The 18,692-nt window shown below is 57.8% G+C and carries 20 protein-coding genes; 4 read left to right on the top strand and 16 right to left on the bottom strand.

Annotated features, from left to right (window positions below; genetic code table 11):
- The first annotated feature begins 3 nt into the window (after window positions 1-3).
- Window positions 4-462, top strand: a complete 459-nt coding sequence (locus ACOTZP_RS02230) for a DMT family transporter (protein WP_022648044.1) — start codon at window positions 4-6, stop codon at window positions 460-462.
- Here ACOTZP_RS02230 and ACOTZP_RS02235 read toward each other — a convergent pair.
- The 8 genes from ACOTZP_RS02235 to ACOTZP_RS02270 are packed head-to-tail and all read right to left on the bottom strand — an operon-like array spanning window position 459 to window position 6,339.
- Window positions 459-992, bottom strand: a complete 534-nt coding sequence (locus ACOTZP_RS02235; protein WP_023300045.1) for a DUF3833 domain-containing protein — start codon at window positions 990-992, stop codon at window positions 459-461. The genes ACOTZP_RS02230 and ACOTZP_RS02235 overlap by 4 nt on opposite strands.
- A complete protein-coding gene (locus ACOTZP_RS02240; RefSeq protein ID WP_271074766.1) occupies window positions 989-1,513 on the bottom strand; it encodes a hypothetical protein in 525 nt (174 codons plus the stop codon). Before ACOTZP_RS02240 ends, ACOTZP_RS02235 begins: the two co-directional genes overlap by 4 nt.
- Window positions 1,510-1,995, bottom strand: a complete 486-nt coding sequence (locus ACOTZP_RS02245) for a DUF2878 domain-containing protein (RefSeq protein WP_271074767.1) — start codon at window positions 1,993-1,995, stop codon at window positions 1,510-1,512. Before ACOTZP_RS02245 ends, ACOTZP_RS02240 begins: the two co-directional genes overlap by 4 nt.
- Window positions 1,992-3,212: an SAM-dependent methyltransferase gene (locus tag ACOTZP_RS02250; RefSeq protein ID WP_271074768.1), complete on the bottom strand. Its 1,221-nt coding sequence runs from the start codon at window positions 3,210-3,212 to the stop codon at window positions 1,992-1,994. The genes ACOTZP_RS02245 and ACOTZP_RS02250 overlap by 4 nt, the downstream gene beginning before the upstream one ends.
- Window positions 3,209-3,931: a DUF1365 domain-containing protein gene (locus ACOTZP_RS02255; protein WP_271074769.1), complete on the bottom strand. Its 723-nt coding sequence runs from the start codon at window positions 3,929-3,931 to the stop codon at window positions 3,209-3,211. Before ACOTZP_RS02255 ends, ACOTZP_RS02250 begins: the two co-directional genes overlap by 4 nt.
- Window position 3,932: 1 nt before the next feature.
- Window positions 3,933-5,192 (bottom strand): NAD(P)/FAD-dependent oxidoreductase, encoded by a 1,260-nt coding sequence (locus ACOTZP_RS02260; RefSeq protein ID WP_271074770.1) that lies wholly within the window; start codon window positions 5,190-5,192, stop codon window positions 3,933-3,935.
- A complete protein-coding gene (locus ACOTZP_RS02265) occupies window positions 5,189-5,908 on the bottom strand; it encodes an SDR family NAD(P)-dependent oxidoreductase (protein WP_161177271.1) in 720 nt (239 codons plus the stop codon). Before ACOTZP_RS02265 ends, ACOTZP_RS02260 begins: the two co-directional genes overlap by 4 nt.
- Window positions 5,905-6,339 (bottom strand): nuclear transport factor 2 family protein, encoded by a 435-nt coding sequence (locus ACOTZP_RS02270; protein ID WP_022648036.1) that lies wholly within the window; start codon window positions 6,337-6,339, stop codon window positions 5,905-5,907. The genes ACOTZP_RS02265 and ACOTZP_RS02270 overlap by 4 nt, the downstream gene beginning before the upstream one ends.
- A 258-nt stretch (window positions 6,340-6,597) precedes the next feature.
- Here ACOTZP_RS02270 and ACOTZP_RS02275 point away from each other — a divergent pair, with 258 nt between their 5' ends.
- A complete protein-coding gene (locus ACOTZP_RS02275; protein WP_022648035.1) occupies window positions 6,598-6,795 on the top strand; it encodes a hypothetical protein in 198 nt (65 codons plus the stop codon).
- A gap of 1 nt (window position 6,796) precedes the next feature.
- Window positions 6,797-7,549, top strand: coding sequence for a hypothetical protein (locus ACOTZP_RS02280; RefSeq protein ID WP_022648034.1), 753 nt, complete (start codon window positions 6,797-6,799; stop codon window positions 7,547-7,549).
- A 53-nt stretch (window positions 7,550-7,602) separates the two neighbouring features.
- On the opposite strand, the gene ACOTZP_RS02285 is transcribed toward ACOTZP_RS02280, so the two are convergent.
- A complete protein-coding gene (locus tag ACOTZP_RS02285; RefSeq protein WP_271074772.1) occupies window positions 7,603-9,579 on the bottom strand; it encodes an alkyl/aryl-sulfatase in 1,977 nt (658 codons plus the stop codon).
- Window positions 9,580-9,782: 203 nt separating this feature from the next.
- On the opposite strand from ACOTZP_RS02285, the gene ACOTZP_RS02290 reads away from it, so the two are divergent.
- Window positions 9,783-10,418 (top strand): helix-turn-helix domain-containing protein, encoded by a 636-nt coding sequence (locus ACOTZP_RS02290; RefSeq protein WP_032624309.1) that lies wholly within the window; start codon window positions 9,783-9,785, stop codon window positions 10,416-10,418.
- Between the two features lie 38 nt (window positions 10,419-10,456).
- On the opposite strand, the gene ACOTZP_RS02295 is transcribed toward ACOTZP_RS02290, so the two are convergent.
- The 7 genes from ACOTZP_RS02295 to paaH form a co-directional block, all read right to left on the bottom strand.
- A complete protein-coding gene (locus ACOTZP_RS02295; protein WP_271074773.1) occupies window positions 10,457-12,454 on the bottom strand; it encodes a BCCT family transporter in 1,998 nt (665 codons plus the stop codon).
- Window positions 12,455-12,633: 179 nt separating this feature from the next.
- Entirely contained in the window at window positions 12,634-13,239 is a 606-nt protein-coding gene (gene paaY, locus ACOTZP_RS02300) for a phenylacetic acid degradation protein PaaY (protein WP_271074774.1), read from the bottom strand.
- A gap of 9 nt (window positions 13,240-13,248) precedes the next feature.
- Window positions 13,249-14,184 (bottom strand): phenylacetic acid degradation operon negative regulatory protein PaaX, encoded by a 936-nt coding sequence (gene paaX, locus ACOTZP_RS02305; RefSeq protein WP_032622213.1) that lies wholly within the window; start codon window positions 14,182-14,184, stop codon window positions 13,249-13,251.
- Window positions 14,185-14,306: 122 nt separating this feature from the next.
- Window positions 14,307-15,623 carry a phenylacetate--CoA ligase PaaK gene (paaK, locus tag ACOTZP_RS02310; protein ID WP_023306139.1) on the bottom strand — a complete coding sequence of 439 codons (1,317 nt, stop codon included), beginning with the start codon at window positions 15,621-15,623 and terminating at the stop codon, window positions 14,307-14,309.
- 26 nt (window positions 15,624-15,649) lie between these two features.
- Window positions 15,650-16,855 (bottom strand): 3-oxoadipyl-CoA thiolase, encoded by a 1,206-nt coding sequence (pcaF, locus tag ACOTZP_RS02315; protein ID WP_271074775.1) that lies wholly within the window; start codon window positions 16,853-16,855, stop codon window positions 15,650-15,652.
- Complete coding sequence (paaI, locus tag ACOTZP_RS02320) at window positions 16,855-17,277, bottom strand: hydroxyphenylacetyl-CoA thioesterase PaaI (RefSeq protein WP_022648026.1); 423 nt, start codon at window positions 17,275-17,277, stop codon at window positions 16,855-16,857. The genes pcaF and paaI overlap by 1 nt, the downstream gene beginning before the upstream one ends.
- On the bottom strand, window positions 17,267-18,691 hold the full coding sequence (paaH, locus tag ACOTZP_RS02325) for a 3-hydroxyacyl-CoA dehydrogenase PaaH (RefSeq protein WP_048965986.1): 1,425 nt from the start codon (window positions 18,689-18,691) through the stop codon (window positions 17,267-17,269). Before paaH ends, paaI begins: the two co-directional genes overlap by 11 nt.
- Window position 18,692: the final 1 nt, after the last annotated feature.

The following is an 18,692-nucleotide window of genomic DNA, read 5'->3' on the forward strand; positions in this document are numbered from 1 at the left end:
GTTATGACCGTGATTATGATTATTCTGGCGGTGATTGGCGGCGCGACGCTGAGCATTCAGGCTGCCATTAACGGGCAATTAGGCAGCAGCGTGGGGGTATTCAAAAGCGCGTTTCTGACCTTTTCCGTCGGCGCGCTGGTAACCGCCCTGCTCATTTTCTTTTTTGAGCCGAAACAGGCGGTCAGCCTGATGGATGTGCCCAAGTGGCAGCTTCTGGGCGCCCTGTGCGGCGTGCCCTATATAGTGATTATGGTGCTCGCGGTGCAGCGTATCGGCACCGCCGTTGCCACGGTAGCGGTGATCCTGGGTCAGCTGGCCATGAGCATGCTGATTGATAACTTTGGCTGGCTGAACAATGAAGCCATTCCGTTTTCAGCGAGCCGTTTCGGGGCCGTGGTCTGCCTGAGTATCGCGCTCTTCTTCATCTACTCAAGCAGTAAACCTCAGCCCGAAGAGGATTAACCGCCCTCTTTGCGGGTAAAGAACAGCGTCACCGTGGCGACGGTGACGCCAAATTTCTTCATCTCGGTTTTATTGAATAGGCGGGTGCTGTCCTGCAAATACATCCAGTCATCAAAGTGCAGCAGCCAGGTTTTGCCGTCCGCCTTCACGTTCATGCTGTAGCGCCAGTTAAGGGCGTTGCCCGAAACCTGACCTGTCGCGACACCTTCTATGTCACCCGCCGTGCCTTCGTAACGATCGTGGCCAATGCGGCGGATATGCCAGACGCGCTTTTGCTTCTCGCCGTCGTCATAGACAAAATGCTCGTTCAGCGTCAGCGTATCGCCGATAACATCTCCGGCGATCTCGACGTGAAAACGGCGGATCTGCTTACCGCTGCGGTCCTGCACCATCCCCCACGCCTCGGTTTTGCCCTGGAAGTAGTGGAAAATATCAAGCCTTGGCTGCTGCTGACGATACTCGGTCACTTCTGTGCTGCACCCGGCCACCAGCATTGTCAGTGTAAGCGCCATTAACAGGAATCGTTTCATTGTGGTCCTCCGATTAACTGCTGACGCAGTTCAGGATACTCGGTGCGGGGATCGAGCCAGATCGCCAGAAAGCGCGAGCTAAACGCTGCCGACTGGCGCGGCCCGAGGGGCGTAAATTTTTTCTGCAAAGCCGTGGGGCGATACCAGAATTGCCCCTGACCGTTATTAACCACAAACGCGAGCTGCGTGCCGGGCGTGACGTCGGGCCAGAGCGCTTTTAGCATCCGCAGCCAGGCTTCACTCTGCGGCTCCTGCTGCAAAATGCCCTGCGCCTGCCACTGGTCGCGGGTCGCCTCGACCAGGTCGTCGCCATCGATATCCCGGGCATAGGTGATAATCAGCGCGTTATCGCTGTCTGTTCCTGTATAGCTGCCGTCGGGCGTCAGCAGTTGAGAGGTATAAACGGTAAACGGCCCCCAGGTGAGGGTGGCATCACCTACCTTGCGCCAGCTCAGCCAGTCTGCCGCCTGCACGGTACAGGTGAAGATGGACAAGGCGAGCACCAGTAACAGATTTTTCATTGTTGTCTCCCCAACAGCAGGTGGAAAAACAGCATCAGCACCAGCCAGCCCGGGATCATCCAGTTGACGACGATAAAAGTCGGCTCCAGGAACGTGATGGCCCCCAGACGCTCGCCAAACAGGTAGGCCAGCGGCCCGCCCAGGGTCGCCAGCGCCGTCAGCAGCCAGCCCGGCAAGGTGGTCGTGCGGGTCAGTTGCGTCCAGACGGTGGCAAACATCAGCCACAGCGCCACCATCCATAGCGGCATCAGAGACGTGCCAGTGAATGAAATCAACCCCGTCAGCGCCCAAAGGGCGTCCAGCATCGCGCCCGACGCCGCCAGCACAAGGGTGTATACCCGGTGTGATGGCGGTAACAACAGCCAGGCAATCAGCGCCAGCGCGATCCAGATGACCAGCCCCTGCTCGCGAAACAGCACCACCAGCGTCCAGTAGAGATCAAACCCGATGGCCAGCAGAAATACCTGCCCGTAGCGCTTCATACGCGTTCCGCAGTCAACTGCACCACGCTGATGGTGCGGGCGTTAAACCCGGCTTCACAGTAGCCGAGGTAGTACAGCCACATCCTACGGAAACGGTCATCAAATCCGAGCTTTTCAATCTCCTGCCACGCGTGAACGAAGCGCTGACGCCAGTGCGCCAGCGTGCGGGCGTAGTCCGGCCCCATATCGAAGAGGTTACGCACGACAAAATCGGTATGGCGGGTCATCAGTTCATTCATGGCGGTGATGCTGGGCAAAAAGCCGCCGGGGAAGATGTAGCGCTGAATAAAATCGACGCTTTTGCTGTAGTCGCGATAGCGCTGATCCTGAATGGTGATGGCCTGAATCGCCATCCGCCCGCCCGGACGCAGACGCGCCTGGCAGGTGCGGAAAAACGTTGGCAGGTAGCGTTGGCCGACGGCTTCAATCATCTCAACCGACACCAGCTTATCGTACACTCCGGTCAGATCGCGGTAGTCGCAGAGCAGCACCTCAACGCGATCCTGTAAACCTGCCCGCGCGATCCGCGCGGTGGCCCACTGGTACTGCTCCTGCGATAGCGTGGTAGTTGTTACCCGGCAGCCATAATGACGGGCGGCATATTCCGCCATCGCCCCCCAGCCGGTACCAATCTCCAGCAGATGATCGTTTGCGGTGAGCGCCAGTTGGTCGCACAGCCTGGCCATTTTTGCCTGCTGAGCCGCTGCCAGATCCTGCTCTTCCCCGGTAAACAGCGCGCTGGAGTAAAGGAGTTGTTCATCAAGGAAATGGGCGTAAAAGGCGTTGCCCAAATCGTAATGGGCGGCAATATTTTCCCGTGCCTGCGCGCGGGAGTTGCGCCGCATCCAGTGCCGTAGCCGCTCTACCGGTTTCCCGAGCAGGCGAAACCCTTTTTCCAGTTGCCCGAGGATCTGGCTATTGCGCGCTATCAGCTCCAGCAGCGGCGTCAGGTGGGCCGTCTCCCAGTCGCCATCTATCCACGCTTGTGCCGCGGCGAGGCTGCCCCCGGTTAGAATGCGCCAGTAGACGCCCGGAGCGAGTACCTGCACCTCAGCGTGAAGCGCGGCGGAGGCGTCGCCGAACTGGAACGTCTGGGCGCCTTCACGCAGCGTCAGCGAGCCGCCGCGCAGCCCGTTCAGCAGGCGAAAAAGCAGCCATCGCGCGACGCGGACGTTGCGCGGGATATCGGGTTCAAGCGCAAAGACGGGATCGGTCATGAGCGTTCACTCCTGCTTAGGGGATGGTTATGCAGCGGCACGCGCTTCAGCCACAGCCTGAGCGCCTGCCAGTAAATGGCGAAAACGGTTTTGAGGGTCATCAACGGGATCCGCGCCAGCAGCGACCGCAGCGCTGCGCGCGTCAGCGGCTCCCGGCGCAGCGTCAGAGTGGCATCAAACACCTTCGTCTCCTGATGGTTTTCGATATGCATGCGCAGCGTGCTGGCCGGACTGTTGAAGCGCCAGTGGTAGACCATGTCCATCGGATTAAAGGGCGAGACGTGAAACGCTTTTTCCGTCGGCGGGGCGTCCCGCCCCGCTACCGCGTAGTAGTGTCGTTCATTCCACGGCGTGTTGCGGACTTCGGCGAGAACCCAGCGCAGGGTGTCTTCCCCGTCATAGCAGTAGTAAAAATTGACTGGGTTAAAATGAAAGCCGAAATAACGCAGTTGGGTTAGAAGCATGACCCGCCCCGCCGGGCGTTCGCCGGTCAGATTTTCCAGACGCTCAAGGACGCACTCTTTGAGCGGCGTGCCCAGCGGGTAGTCCGCATCATAAAATGCCGCGGGCGCAACGCGGTTACGGCGCACACCGACGGAGGGCAGCGCGTCCAGCTCATCGAGATCGAGCCAGGCCATAAAGACGCTGTAGGTAAAGTGGTGCGCTTTTGGCGAAAGACGGCGATGGTGCAATGTGCCGTGGTAAAGGCAGCTGTTCATCTCAGTTGCCCTCCCCGGCCGCAATGGCGTTTACCACATCCAGCGCACTGCGTACCCCATCTTCGTGGAAGCCGTTGTACCAGTACGCGCCGCAGAACCAGCTCCGCTGGCGACCGTTTATTTCGCCACGCCGGGCCTGGGCTTGCCAGCTTTGCGGGTTAAAAAGCGGATGCTCATAGACTAAGCGGCGCAGCACATAGCGTTCTTCCACCGGCGTTTCCGGGTTGAGGGTGACGCAAAACAGCGGGCTACCCGGCGGCAGTCCCTGCAAGATATTCATGTTGTAGGTGACGCAGGCGCTGGCCCGATCCTGCTCGCTGAGGCGGTAGTTCCAGCTCGCCCACGCGCGCTTGCGCACCGGCAGCCAGCGCGGATCGCTGTGAAGCACCACCTCGTTACGCTGCCAGCCGATATCACCCAGCACCTCACGTTCAGCCTGCGTTGGGCTGGCGAGCATCTTCAGCGCCTGAGCGGAGTGGCAGGCGAAGATCACCTGATCAAAGTTGTCTGTTACGCCCTCACGCGTTATATCAACCCCGCGATCGTGGCGAATAACCTGCTGCACCGGCGCATTGAGGTGCAGCGTCAGGCGATCGCCAAGCTTGTCCATCATCGCGCGGATGTACTCCCGGGAGCCGCCCGGCACCACGTACCACTGCGGACGATGGGTAATGTCCAGCAGACCGTGGTTTTCAAAAAAGCGTAAAAAGAGCGGCAGCGGGAAGCGTTTCATCTCCTGTAGCGAGGATGACCAGATAGCCGCCCCCATTGGCAGAATGTAGTGACGCGCAAAAAAAGGCGTGAAGCGGTGCTGGTGCAGGAACGTCTCCAGCGTGGCGGACTCGCTGACGTCACCCCGGAGCGTCTGTCTCGCCAGCCGATTAAAGCGCACGATCTCCTTCAGCAGCGTCCAGAAGGCAGGGTTTAACAGATTACGACGCTGGGCGAACAGTGACGTCAGCGTGTGGCCGTTGTACTCCAGCCCGCTCTGCGGGTTATGCACCGAAAAACTCATCTGCGTTTTTTGCCCGCTGATGCCCAGTTCGCTCAGCAGCCCCATGAAGCGCGGATAGGTGCGGTCGTTGTAGACAATAAAACCGGTGTCGATGGCAAAGTTGCCCTGCGGCGTGTCGACATCCACCGTTGCGGTATGACCGCCCGGCGTGGCCTGCGCTTCAAACAGCGTGACCTGATGATGTCCGGCGAGCCGCCAGGCACAGGTTAACCCGGCGATACCGCTGCCGATAATCGCGATCTTCATGGTCGCACCATCCTGCGCAGCAGTGCGCGCTGAAGTTTATCGGGCAGACCGGAGAGCAGGCGCAGCGCCAGGCTAAACCCGGCGGGAAACGCGATATGATCCTTCCCTTTTGCCAGACCGCGACGAATGGCATGGACGGCGTCCTCCACGCTGACCCGGCCCGGCATCGGGAAATCATTTTTTCGGGTCAGCGGCGTGTCGACAAAACCAGGTGAAACGACCGTGACGGCGATCCCTTTCGGCTCCCAGTCGAGGCGCAGCGTGTCGGCAAACCAGGTTAACGCCGCTTTAGAGGCGCCATAGGCTTCGGCTCGCGGGAAGTGAAGCCAGTGCGCCATTGAACTGACCAGCACCACGCGGTTGCCGGATATCAGCTGCGGCTGCAACGCCGCAAGGCAGTTTACCGGCCCCATGAAATTGGTGGTCATGACCCGCGCCACCAACGCGGCATCCACCTCGCCGCGATCGAGATACTCGCAGGTTCCGGCGCAAAGAATCACCGTGTCGGCAGCACAGTCCGCCAGCGCCTGGCGACAGGCGTCCCTGTCTGTCATATCGAACAGGCGCACCGTAATGTTGGGGCTGTGCTGATGCACGGCTGCCAGACGTTGCGCATCGCGCCCGCAGGCAATCACCCGGTAGCCATCTTCGGCAAAAGATTTCGCCAGCCCGGCCCCTATGCCCGAGCTTGCGCCGGTGATCAGAACCGTTTTCATGATTTCACTCTCCGCTTCACGCCGCGTACGGCCCAGCCGAGCACCGGAAGATGTTCGTAAATCATCTCTCCGGCATCGTAGTAATCCCGCTGGCGAACTATGCGATCGTCGCGCATGTCTACCACAGAGCAGCCCGGCAGCTGGCGCATTGCCCCCCGGGCAATACGCGGGTGCGACCAGTGCATCATCCAGGTAACAACAAAGCGATCGCCCTGCTGCAACGGTGCATCGACGGTAAAGCGGCACCGCTGGACGTTAGCCAGCAGGTGAGTGAAATAGCGCTGAATCGCGAACAACCCGCTGTGTTCGCCAAAGGGATCGATAAGCGTGGCATCGGCGCGATAAATCTTTGCCAGCGCCGAAGGTGGCTGGGTATCCAGCGTGGCGTAATAATCAACGAATCGACTGATGACGGACGGCAACGTGCTCATGGGTCACATCCTGGCTGTAAACAACGTAGCGAAATCGCATAATTAAAACTTACACAATTAGCGTTATTTGTCCAAGTTTGTGCAGATATATTTTTTATATCTCTTTTAATTCAGTACTTTAAAAACTTTCCCTGAGGTGCCAATTTGAGTCAAAAGCAGATTCTCACCGCCGTGCCGTTATTTTTTAGGGATAACCTTAAGGCAAAGGTGCCATTTATCTTCCAGACTTATCCTTTTAATTCATAAGGATGTCACGCGATGAAAAATTTACTGATGGCGCTCTTTTCCAGCCCGGAATCCTTGTTGCAGGTTATGAGTCACCAGGAAATTATTGAAGCCGTAGAGGATGGCGACCGCATCATCATCGATCAGGATGGAAACGCCTCGGTTAACTACAAAAGTAACGAGGTTCGGCAGGACTTTCTGCGCCATGTCAACGCGCTGAAGAGGGCCTGAAATGGGAACGGCAATATTCATGGTATTGATGGTATGCGGCTACTGGTACACCAGCCGCGATCTCTCAACCCGGTTCAAAATTAAGCGTTCATTCGGCTGGGATGTCTATTTCCTTGTGGCGCTGTATGGCTGCATTTTCGTTTTACAGGGCGTGATCGCCACCGGCCTGCTCTGGCTGCTGTTGTTCGCCCTCTCCGCCGCCGACAACACGTTCCATTTCACGTCCGCAAAATACGCCGACTGGCAAATTGATTTTATGAACTGGAGCTTTTTAGGGATTCAGGCTCCGGTCGTGGTGATGCTGGCCTTTGCGATCCTGTTTTGTCTCTATCGTTCTAACTGGGCCGGCAGCGCGCGGCTGGACGGCGAAGGCCGGAAAAAGCTCTACAAGCGGCTGGCACAATCGAGCGGGATTGAACAACTGCTCTATCAGTGCATGGAGGAAGGTGAACTTGCGCACGTCACGCTGAAGTCGCGGCGGATTTATATTGGCATGATCCATACCGCCACGCTGGAGTATGAAAAAACCGCCAATATCGTGCTTATCCCGATGCTGAGCGGCTACCGCGACGGGGAGAACATGCAGCTGTGTATTGAGCACAACTACAGCAAATGGTACGCCGAGCATGAGGTTACGCTCGACTCAGAGCCAAAAAGCGCTATGGATTTCCGTAAGGTGATCATGCTTGATCAGATCGAGAGTATTTCGCTGTTCGATCCGGCAAGTGCCAGCGCGCTGGCGATGCGTGAATAAAAAAATGGCGCCTTATTTCTAAGGCGCCAGGATTATGTGGATGAAACCTGAACTTATGGCGTTACGATATTGAACCAGAAGTCAAATTTGTCCATGTAGCTCAGCATCTCTTCCAGCTTCGCCCCGTTTCCACTCACCTTCACGTCACCTTTATCCATCGCCTGCTTCAGCGTCTCTTTCTTAAGGATGATGTTGTTCAGCGTGGTGCGATCAAGCGCGATAGTTGCGTCGGCATCCTTCGCCTGCGCGTTGGCGGTATGGTTCAGCACGCCGTTTTCCAGCTCCAGCTTGTATTTGCCGCCATCCTTACCGAGATCGACATTGAAGACCGCCTTCGCGTTACCGGCACGCACCCCGTTGATGTGCACACCCAGGTAGTCGAAGAACATTTCCGGGGTCATCGCCCGCACGGTATCCGGGCTGGCGGTGTTCGGCGTCGGCAGCTTCTTCACGCCATTACGCAGTTCTTGCGCGCCGGTCAGGTAGAAGTTACGCCAGGTGCCCGCCTCCGCCTGGTAACCTAACTGCTCAAGCGCGTCGGCTTCCAGATTACGGGCAGCCTGGTTGTTAGGATCGGCAAAGACCACTTTGCTGACCACCTGAGCAACCCAACGGTAATTACCCTGCTGATAATCCGCTTTGGCTTTCTGCATGATGGCATCAGCGCCGCCCATGTACTGCACGAACTTCTTCGCAGCCTGTTCAGGCGGCAGCTCGTCGAGGGTTGCCGGGTTGCCGTCGAACCAGCCGAGATAAAACACGTAAGTGGCTTTGACGTCGTGGCTAACGGAGCCGTAGTAACCGCGGCTTGCCCACTGTTTCTCGAGCGATTCCGGCAGCTTAAATTCTGCGGCGATCTCATCGCGAGTCAGGCCTTTGTTGGCCATACGCAGGGTCTGGTCGTTGATGTAGCGGTACATATCGCGCTGGCCTTTCATCAGCTTGACGATATTCTCGTTACCCCAGGTCGGCCAGTGGTGCTGCGCAATAATCACTTCCGCGTCCGCGCCCCAGCGCTCAATGGCGGCGTTAATGTACTTAGACCAGGCCAGCGGGTCGCGGATTTTCGCGCCGCGCAGGGAGTAGGTGTTGTGCAGAGTATGGGTCACGTCCTCTGCGGCCTCGATCATTTTCTTCTCTTTGACGTACCACAGCATCTCCGACGGAGCTTCTGAACCCGGCGCCATCATAAAGTCGTAGGTCAAGCCGTCGATCACTTCTTCCTGACCGGTATGGGTAATGTAGTCGGTCGGCGGGATGAGGGTGACAGTACCCGCAGAGGTGGTGGTGCCAAGGCCTGCACCCACCTGGCCTTTTGCATCCGGCTTCAGCAGGTTGCCGTACATATAGCTCGCACGGCGGCTCATCGCGTTTCCGGCCATAATGTTTTCGGAAACCGCCTCTTTCATAAAGCCATCCGGCGCGTAGATTTTCACTTTGCCAGACTTGACGTCAGCTTCGTCAACCACGCCGCGCAGGCCGCCATAGTGGTCAACGTGGCTGTGGGTGATCATCACAGCGACGACCGGTTTCTTGCCGCGGTTTGCATAGTAGAGATCCAGCGCTTCTTTCGCCGGTTCAGCGCTTAACAGCGGGTCGATAACGGTAATGCCCTTCTCGCCCTCAATGATGGTCATGTTGGAGAGATCGAGATTACGGATCTGATACACGCCGTCGGTGACCTTAAACAGCCCGCCAATGTTGATCAACTGTGACTGACGCCACAGACTCGGGTTTACCGTATCCGGGGCTTTTTCACCCTCTTTGACGAAATCATATTTCGCCGGGTTCCAGATAACGTTCCCCTGCTCGCCTTTGATCATGTTTTGCGGCAGCGGGGCGATAAAGCCTTTATGGGCATTTTCAAAGTCGGTTTTATCGGCAAACGGTAATTTGTTATACAGGGCGTTATTAGCCTGCTGGGTTGTAGGAGTGGCATCCTGCGGCTGTACTTCCGCAAACGCGGAAAGCGACAGCGACGTCAACACACCGGCCAGCGCCAGATGTTTAGCGATTATCGTTAATTTCATTAAATGGCCTCATAGATTAATTGCGCCGCCAGCGATATTTAATTGTGGCGGATAATTTTAATGCGAACTCATTGAGGACCATTCTAACCAGAATACCTTCCCTTCATAGTCCCATATGGGACTAGTTATTTATCGATTCGTAATCCGTGGGCTATTGCTGCTATACTCGCTACCATAGCAGACGTTGCGGGGAGAGGCTTAGCGTGAATTTTCAGGATATCCATACCTATTATCAGCAACTCAATATTGGGCAATTTTTTCCGCAAATGCTTTGTGAAGGCGAGGTCTTAACCGTTGCCGCAAATAAAAAACTCACCGTTGAACCTGGCTATATTTATTTCTGTACTGAAGGGTCGCTGACGATATTAATGCCTGATGATGGGCTGAATATTGGCAATACTATTGAGTATATGCCGATCGGGTTAATGGAAAGGTATTGTCCACTGGCGAAGTATGAATATCGCAGCAGTGCCAGGGTGAAACTGGTGAGAATATCCTGGGCCGACTTCGACCAGATATTTTTCCAGGGTGGGCCTGAGCGCATGCAGGCGCTGGCCACCATACTGACCTACATGTCGATATTCACCATCGACCTGCACAACGAACGCAGGCAGGTCACCAGCTACCAGACCATTAAACCCATGCTCTATCGCTATCTTTATCGGCAGGAAACCCACACGGGAGAGAATGAGGGTCTGGCGCTGTTTATCATCAAGCGAACTAACCTGTCGCGAACGCATGTCTTTCGCGTGCTGGCGGATCTTAAAGCCGGGGGCTATATCACCATGAAGCGCGGAAAGCTGGTGTCGATAGACCGTCCGCTGCCGGAGGCGTATTAAATTACGCCCCTGAAGCGAATGCTTCAGGGGCTGGCTGATTAACGCACCAGGTGCAGGAAGTGCAGATGTTTTTCATACTGGTCCAGAATATCGTTAATTAACTGCTCCTGGTTCCAGCCCATCACATCGTAATTTTGCCCACCTTCCTTGAGGTAGATTTCTGCCCGATAGTATCGGTGCTGTTCTGCCTGATTCTCATCATTCTCCATGGCCGCTAGCGCGAAGGTCGGCGAGTTATAGGCACGCAGCCTGACTTCATAAATGAAATTCAGCTCATTGCCTAAATCCACCTCAAGGCGAATACGATCGTCCGACGCGTCGCTGATATGGCTCTGCGTTCCCTGCTTATTCAGTTCATCCTGCACAAGCACCATGGCCGGTTTGATCACCTCTTCCATAAAGCGTTTCACCAGGGAGCGTTTAGGTAAGTAGGCGATGTTACGCAGTCTGCGCTGCCACGGAATGGGGTTACGGGCCGCTGTCGGCGCGATCGTGGCCATACTCAGGCTCTCGCGTTTGGTCAAATCGCGTCGGAGCGCCTTCAGCAACCCATAGATTGAGACCAGCAGGATCATCGAGAACGGTAGCGCGCTGGCGATGGTCACGGTTTGCAGCGCACTCAGTCCGCCCGCGAGCAGCAGCGCGATAGCGACTACGCCCATCAGCGCGGCCCAGAAGATGCGCTGCCAGACGGGGGTATTGGCTTCGCCGCCGGACGCGAGGGTATCCACCACCATCGCCCCGGAGTCGGCTGAGGTCACAAAGAAGACGATGACCATCGCCATGGCAATAAATGACAGCACGGAAGAGAACGGAAAATGCTCAAGGAAATTAAACAGCGCCAGCGCCACGTCCTGCTGGACGGTATTCGCCAGATCGGACGCTCCCTTGTTCATGATGAGGTAAATGGCGCTATTGCCGAACACCGTCATCCACATCAGGGTAAAGCCCGCCGGGACAAACAGCACGCCGGTCACGAACTCGCGGATGGTTCTGCCGCGGGACACACGGGCAATGAACATCCCGACAAACGGTGACCAGGACAGCCACCAGCCCCAGTACAGCAGCGTCCAGCCTCCCAGCCAGTTGCTGGATTTCGGTTCATAAGCGTACAGGTTAAACGTCTTGCTCACCAGCTCGGACAGGTATCCGCCGGTATTTTCCACAAAGGATTTCAGCAGGAGTACGGTTGGCCCCAGGCACAACACCAGCACCAGCAGCAGTACCGCCAGCCCCAGATTGAGCTCTGATAAAATGCGAATGCCTTTGTCCAGACCGGACACCACGGAAATGGTCGCCAGCCCGGTAATCAGGACGATCAGGATCACCTGCACGGTATCGTTGATGGGCACGCCAAAAAGGTGGTTCAGCCCGGCATTGACCTGTAAAACGCCGTAGCCTAACGAGGTCGCCACGCCAAATACGGTGCCGATTACCGCGAAGATATCCACCGCATGACCTATCGGGCCGTAAATACGGTCGCCGATAATCGGATAAAGCGCCGAACGAAGCGTCAAAGGCAGGCCGTGGCGGTAGCTGAAGAACGCCAGAATCAACGCAACGATGGCGTAGATAGCCCAGGCGTGCAGCCCCCAGTGGAAGAATGTCAGCCGCATGGCCTCTTTGGCCGCAGCGACCGTTTCAGGTGTCCCCACCGGCGGAGAAAGGTAGTGCATGACCGGCTCCGCCACGCCGAAGAACATCAGGCCGATCCCCATCCCCGCCGAGAACAGCATGGCGAACCAGGAGTGGTAGCTGAAGTCAGGCTGGGAGTGGTCGGGCCCGAGTTTAATATCGCCGTAGCGGGACAAGCCGAGGAACGTCACGCTCATTAAAATCAGCGCGACGGCAAGAATGTAAAACCAGCTGGCGTTGGTGAATATTTGCTGTTGCAGTAGCTTAAAGTTTTTATCGGCAACGTCAGGGAAAATCGCGGCAAAGGCGACAAGAAGGAAAATTAACAAAGCAGATGTGTAAAATACCGCTTTGTTAATCTGGCTTTTGGACTGCTTTGGGATAGTGTCGTTTTCACTCATATAGTGTCTTCCATAAACGCATTGACCGCTCTGAATGAGAGGCGTGATCTGCGTCAGGGTAACAAAATCCCTTTATGAATGCAGGTCTGAAACGTTCAATTATACACTATCCCCAAAGGGTATTTGTTGCGCGTTAACGCATCCCTATGCCATTGCATTATTTCGCAGGCAAGAAATGGTTAATTATCCCGGCCAGCCGACTTGGGCCATAAGTTCTCATCGAATACCAGCCGTTTGCGGCCGGGCTCTTCTTCCCGCAGCGGCTCTACCTGATGCAGCGTCTGCTTACAGCGATCCACCAGCACCTGATACTCCCGCGTGCCCTGCTTTTTCCACTCTATTTCCTGCGCGCCTAGCTCACGAATCGCTTTCGCCGGACTGCCAAGAATTAAGTGATTCGCAGGCATTTCCGCTTTGGCCTTCACAAACGCCGCCGCCCCGACGATGCTGTTTTCGCCGATCGTCGCTCCGTCCATCACCACCGCATTCATCCCCACCAGCGCATTACGGCGGATAATGCAGCCGTGCAGAATCGCGCTGTGACCGATATGCCCGTCCTCTTCCACCACCGTGTCCTGCTCCGGAAAACCGTGCATCACGCAGTTATCCTGAATGTTCGCGCCGTCTTTCACCACGATCCGGCCAAAATCACCGCGCAGGCTGGCGTTGGGGCCTACGTAAACACCTTTGCCGAGGATCACGTCGCCAATCAGCACCGCGGTCGGGTGAACATAGCTCTCTTCAGGCACGACCGGCGTCAGACCATCAATTTGATAAACAGGCATACCCTCTCCTTATGTGATATTCAGACCACCAAAACGCTGGTGATAAAGCGTGCCGGGCGCGGGCAGCTCGCCGACGGAGGTTTCCCCCTTCTCACTGACAAACGCCAGGGCTCCCGCTGCCACGCGCTGGTAGATGTTAATGCACAGCTGTCGCGCGCTCTGTCCCGCCCAGTGCGCCGGGAGTAACTCCTCCGGCAACAGCGGATCTTTCAGCACCACGCGACGATAAAAATGAATGAGTAACAGCTGGATCTGAAAGCAGCGTTCCGGGGTTAAATCCTCGGGCGACGCCTCTTTCAGCAGCGGCAGCAGCGGACGGAACGAGTTGATAAACGTTTCGTACATCGCGTTTTGTTCGGTCAGCTGCCAGCACTCTTCCACGCGGGATCGTAACGCCGCGCGTGACAAAGCCAGCGGCGAATGAGCTTCAAAGAAAATGACGTTTTCCGCCACGCCCGCGTCATGCAACAGCGACTGCACGTCCGCGAGGTTCTGCGACGGCGAGGCCATCAGGCTCGGCGCCAGCGTGCCGAACCCTTGCCAGATGAGCTGTTTTTTCACGTCCGCGAGCGTGGTTTTATCCAGCCCCTCGGAAAGCAGTAGCAGCCATTTACCATCCCACGCCGGCAATTCTGCACGGTAGATTTTATTTTCCGCGCGTCGGGTCAAACGCAGCCCCTTGTCGCTGAGACGGTAAAAGCTGCGGCGGCCAATGCGGGACACGTCCAGCCAGCCCTCTTTGTTGAGGCGAAACAGCGCGGTGCGCACAAAGCGCTCCCCGAATCCCATCCCTTCCAGCAGGGCCGCCAGGCTGCCGAGCCAGATCTCTCCGCCGCGATGGGAAAGCGCGTCGCCATACAGCGAGGAGATAAGCGACGTTCCGCTGACGGGAACAGAGCTGACTGCGTGCTGGATAAAGGCATCAAGTTTATTCATGTGATTCATTCTGTTGTTATTTTTTTCCTGGATGAATCATAGCATACGAATCTGGGGTTTCCCCCTCACCCCAGCCCTCTCCCTCAAGGGAGAGGGGGCCGTCGATGCAGACATTATTTTGTGTAGATCCCTCATCCGTTAGCCGCAACCTTACGCAAATCAAACACCCGGCAGGCTTTACCCTCGGATCGCGGTATGCTGCCGCAGTTAACGATCATCACATCGGTTGAAATCCCCACCATCGATTTAATCCGATGACGCAGCTGATGGCAGACCTGACAACGCTGTTCATGCGTCAGCGTTAAGCTACTCTGTTTCAGCTCGACCTTCACCGAAAGTGAATCAAGATGCCCGCGGCGGTTCACCTCCAGCTGATAGTGCGGCGAAAGATGTTCGAACTTGACGATCTCCTCTTCCAGCTGTGACGGGAAGACGTTAACGCCGCGAATGATGAGCATGTCGTCGCTGCGCCCGCTGATGCGATCCATCCGGCGCATGGTGCGTGCGGTGCCCGGCAGCAGGCGCGTCAGGTCGCGGGTGCGGTAGCGGATCACCGGCAGCGCCTCTTTGGTCAGCGTGGTGAACAGCAGTTCGCCCTGCTCGCCGTCGGCCAGCGGCGTGCCGTCATTCGGGTTGACGATCTCCGGGAAGAAGTGATCTTCCCAGATGGTCGGACCGTCAGCGGTTTCAAGACACTCCATCGCCACGCCCGGCCCCATCACCTCGGAGAGACCATAGATATCCAGCGCGGTAATGCCCAGCCGTTTCTCGATTTCGCGGCGCATCGCCTGCGTCCACGGCTCGGCGCCAAACACGCCGACGCGCAGGGAACAGGCGCTGGCATCACCGCCCATCTGACGCTCCAGCTCTTCGATCAGGTTCAGGCAGTAAGAGGGCGTCACCATGATCATATCCGGCTGGAAATCGCGGATCAGCTGCGCCTGCTTCTCCGTCTGGCCGCCGGACATCGGGATCACCGTCGCCCCCAGACGCTCTGCACCGTAGTGCGCCCCCAGCCCGCCGGTGAAGAGCCCGTAACCGTAGGCGACGTGAATTTTATCCTTCGCGCTGCCCCCGGCGGCGCGGAGGGAACGGGCGACGATATTGGCCCAGTTGTCGATATCATTCTGGGTATACCCCACCACGGTCGGCTTTCCGGTGGTGCCCGACGAGGCGTGAATACGCACCACCTGCTCCATCGGCACCGCAAAGGTATCGAACGGGTAGTTGTCGCGCAGATCCTGCTTGGTGGTGCACGGGAATTTTTGCAGGTCCGCCAGCTCGTTGAAATCGTCAGGGTGAACGCCCGCGGCATCAAACTTGCGTTTGTACATCGGAACGTTGTTGTAGGCGTGGTTCAGCGTCCACTTCAGGCGCGCGGTCTGCAACGCCTGCAATTCATCAATGGACGCGGTTTCGATCGGATCAAGCTTTGTTGTATTTATCATCGCAGGGTACTCACATTATTGTTCGCTCAAACACGCTCAAGGATCATGGCAATGCCCTGACCCACACCGATGCACATAGTACACAGCGCGTAGCGCCCGCCGCGTCGGTGCAATTCATTGCTCGCGGCCAGCGCCAGTCTGGCACCGCTCATTCCCAGCGGATGACCTAGCGCGATCGCTCCGCCGTTCGGGTTGACATGCTCCGCGTCATCCGGCAAGCCCAGCTGACGCAGCACCCCCAGCGCCTGTGCGGCGAAGGCTTCGTTAAGCTCAATGACGTCCATATCGGTGATACTGAGTCCGGCACGTTCCAGCACCTTACGGGTGGCGGGAACCGGGCCTAATCCCATCAGACACGGCTCGACGCCCGCGGTCGACATGGCCACAATGCGGGTGCGCGGGGTTAACCCCTGGGCAAGCGCCATCGGCTCGCTGGCGATAATCAGCGCCGCCGCCCCGTCGTTGACGCCAGAGGCGTTCCCCGCCGTCACCACACCGTTCTTGCGAAACGGGGCTTTCAGCGCGGCAAGCTGTTCAAGGGTGGTTTCGGCGCGCGGATGCTCGTCTACGCTCACTTCCGTTACCGCGCCTTTTTTCCCCGTTACCTGTACCGGGATTATCTCCTGCGCCAGAACGCCATTCTGCTGTGCCAGCGCGGTGCGCTGCTGGCTGCGCAAGGCAAATGCGTCCTGATCGGCACGGCTTATATTTAACAATTCCGCTACATTCTCTGCCGTTTCCGGCATGCTGTCAGTTCCGTATTGCTGATGCATGAGCGGATTCACAAATCGCCAGCCGATGGTGGTGTCGAAGATCTCCGCCTGACGCTGAAACGCCGCGGTGGCTTTACCCATCACGAACGGCGCACGGGACATGGATTCGACGCCACCGGCGATCAGCAGATCGCCATCCCCGGCCTTAATGGCGCGCGCCGCAAAGCCAAGGGCATCCAGACCGGAGCCGCACAGGCGGTTAATGGTGGTACCGGAAACGGTCTGCGGCAGCCCGGCCAGCAGCGACGACATGCGCGCCACGTTGCGGTTATCCTCTCCGGCCTGATTTGCGCAGCCGAAGATCACGTCATCTATGCGCTCCAGATCGAGCTGCGGGTAACGCGCCAGCAGCGCACGCAGCGGAACGGCCCCTAAGTCATCGGCACGCAGGCTGGATAATCCTCCACCGTAGCGACCGACCGGGGTACGCACACCCTCACAAATAAATGCGTTACGCATCAGGCTTCTCCTGTCACACTGCCGCCGGTGCGGTGGGATTTCCCGCGAAAAAGAGCGACGGTTTTATGTTGTTGATTCTGAATTTCGATGTCGTAGACGCCGGTCAGTTTGCCCTGATGCTTCACCCGCGCGGTAGCGGTCAGCTTATCGCCAGCAAAGCCCGGACGCAGAAAATCGATGGCGCAGCCTGAGGCCACCGCCGCCAGCCCCTGACTGTTGCAGGCGTAGGCAAAGGCGGTATCGGCCAGCGAGAATAGCTGTCCGCCGTGGCAGGTTTTATGCCCGTTAAGCATCTGCGGGGTGATGGTCATGGTCACCACCGCGTAGCCCTCGCCCATCTCGATAATGTCCATCCCCATCGCCTGCGCGCAGGCGTCCCGTTCGTACATCGCGCGGGCGTTATGCCAGGCGTTATGACTCATAACTACTCTCCAGAAGCGCACGCTGGCGCAGCAGTGAACAGGGGCGATAACGTTCCTCGCCGTAGTGACGTTGCAGGTTCTCCAGCAGCGTTAACAGACGCTGCCAGCCAAGGCGCTCGCCCCAGGCGATGGGGCCGCAGGGATAGTTGACCCCTAAGCGCATGGCGGTATCGATGTCTTGCTCACTGGCGACCCCTTTTTGCAGGGCATCCAGCGCTTCGTTGGCAATCATCGCCACCGTGCGCCAGATCAGCAGGCCGGGGTAATCCGCAATCTGGACCACCCGTTTCTCCTGGTGCTGCAACCAGTAAATGGCTTTCTGCGTGGCGGCGTGCGGGTTGCCGGGCGCGGCGGCTATAACGGCCACATCCCGCTCGATGCGGTCGACCACCACCACCGGACAGCCGTGGCGCAGCGCCAGCGACTGCGCGGTTTCACCCTGCGTTTCGATCAACAACAGATCGTCAATTTCCGTGACACCGTCACTTCTTCGCTGTGCACGCATCGGGCTGAAGCTGTGGCTGACCGGGGCGAGCCAGCTGACGGCGGGTTTGTCCTCCTGCCAGCGGTAAACGCCCTGCCCGCTTTTCTTACCCAGACGCCCCGCCAGCACCAGCTCCTGCTGCACCAGCGACGGCAAAAAACGACGCTCCTGCCAGAAGGCGTTAAATACGGAGCAGGTCACGGCAAAGTTGACGTCCTGACCAATCATGTCCGTCAGCTCAAGCGGCCCCATCGGGAAACCCCCGCCGTCTCGCAGGGCGGCGTCGATCACCTCGGGCGCTGCCACCTGCTCTTCCAGCGCGCGCCAGGCTTCCGAGTAGAAAGGACGCGCTACGCGGTTGACGATAAACCCCGGTGTGGACTGGCAGCGTACCGGCTGCTTTCCCCAGCTCAGCGCCAGCTCGCACAGCGCATCGGCCACTTCGGGTGAGGTCGCCAGCCCGCTGACCACCTCCACCAGCTTCATCACCGGGGCAGGATTGAAGAAGTGCAGCCCGGCGACGCGTTCAGGGTGGTTTATCTCCGCCGCAATCGCGGTAACGGAAATGGACGAGGTATTGCTGGCGAGTAGCGTCTGCGGCGGGCAAACCTCTGCCAGCTGGGTAAACAGCGCCTTTTTCACTTCAAGCCGCTCGGAGGCCGCCTCGATCACCAGATCGGCTTTCGCCAGAGCACCGATATTCGTCACCGGCGTCAGGCGGGCGAGGATCTGTTCCCCGGCGTCGGCAGAGAGTTTTCCGCGCGCAACGCGAGAGGACAGCCGCTGGCGAATGCCGTCGACGGCGCGGGAAATCGCCGCAGCGTCAATGTCGTACACCAGAACCGGATGACCGTGGCTGGCTGCCACTTCGGCAATCCCGGCGCCCATGGTGCCGCTGCCAATGACGGCGACCGTATGGATATTCACCATC

The organism is Enterobacter cloacae complex sp. SYL001, from assembly GCF_049237025.1.
Classification (GTDB): domain Bacteria; phylum Pseudomonadota; class Gammaproteobacteria; order Enterobacterales; family Enterobacteriaceae; genus Enterobacter; species Enterobacter intestinihominis.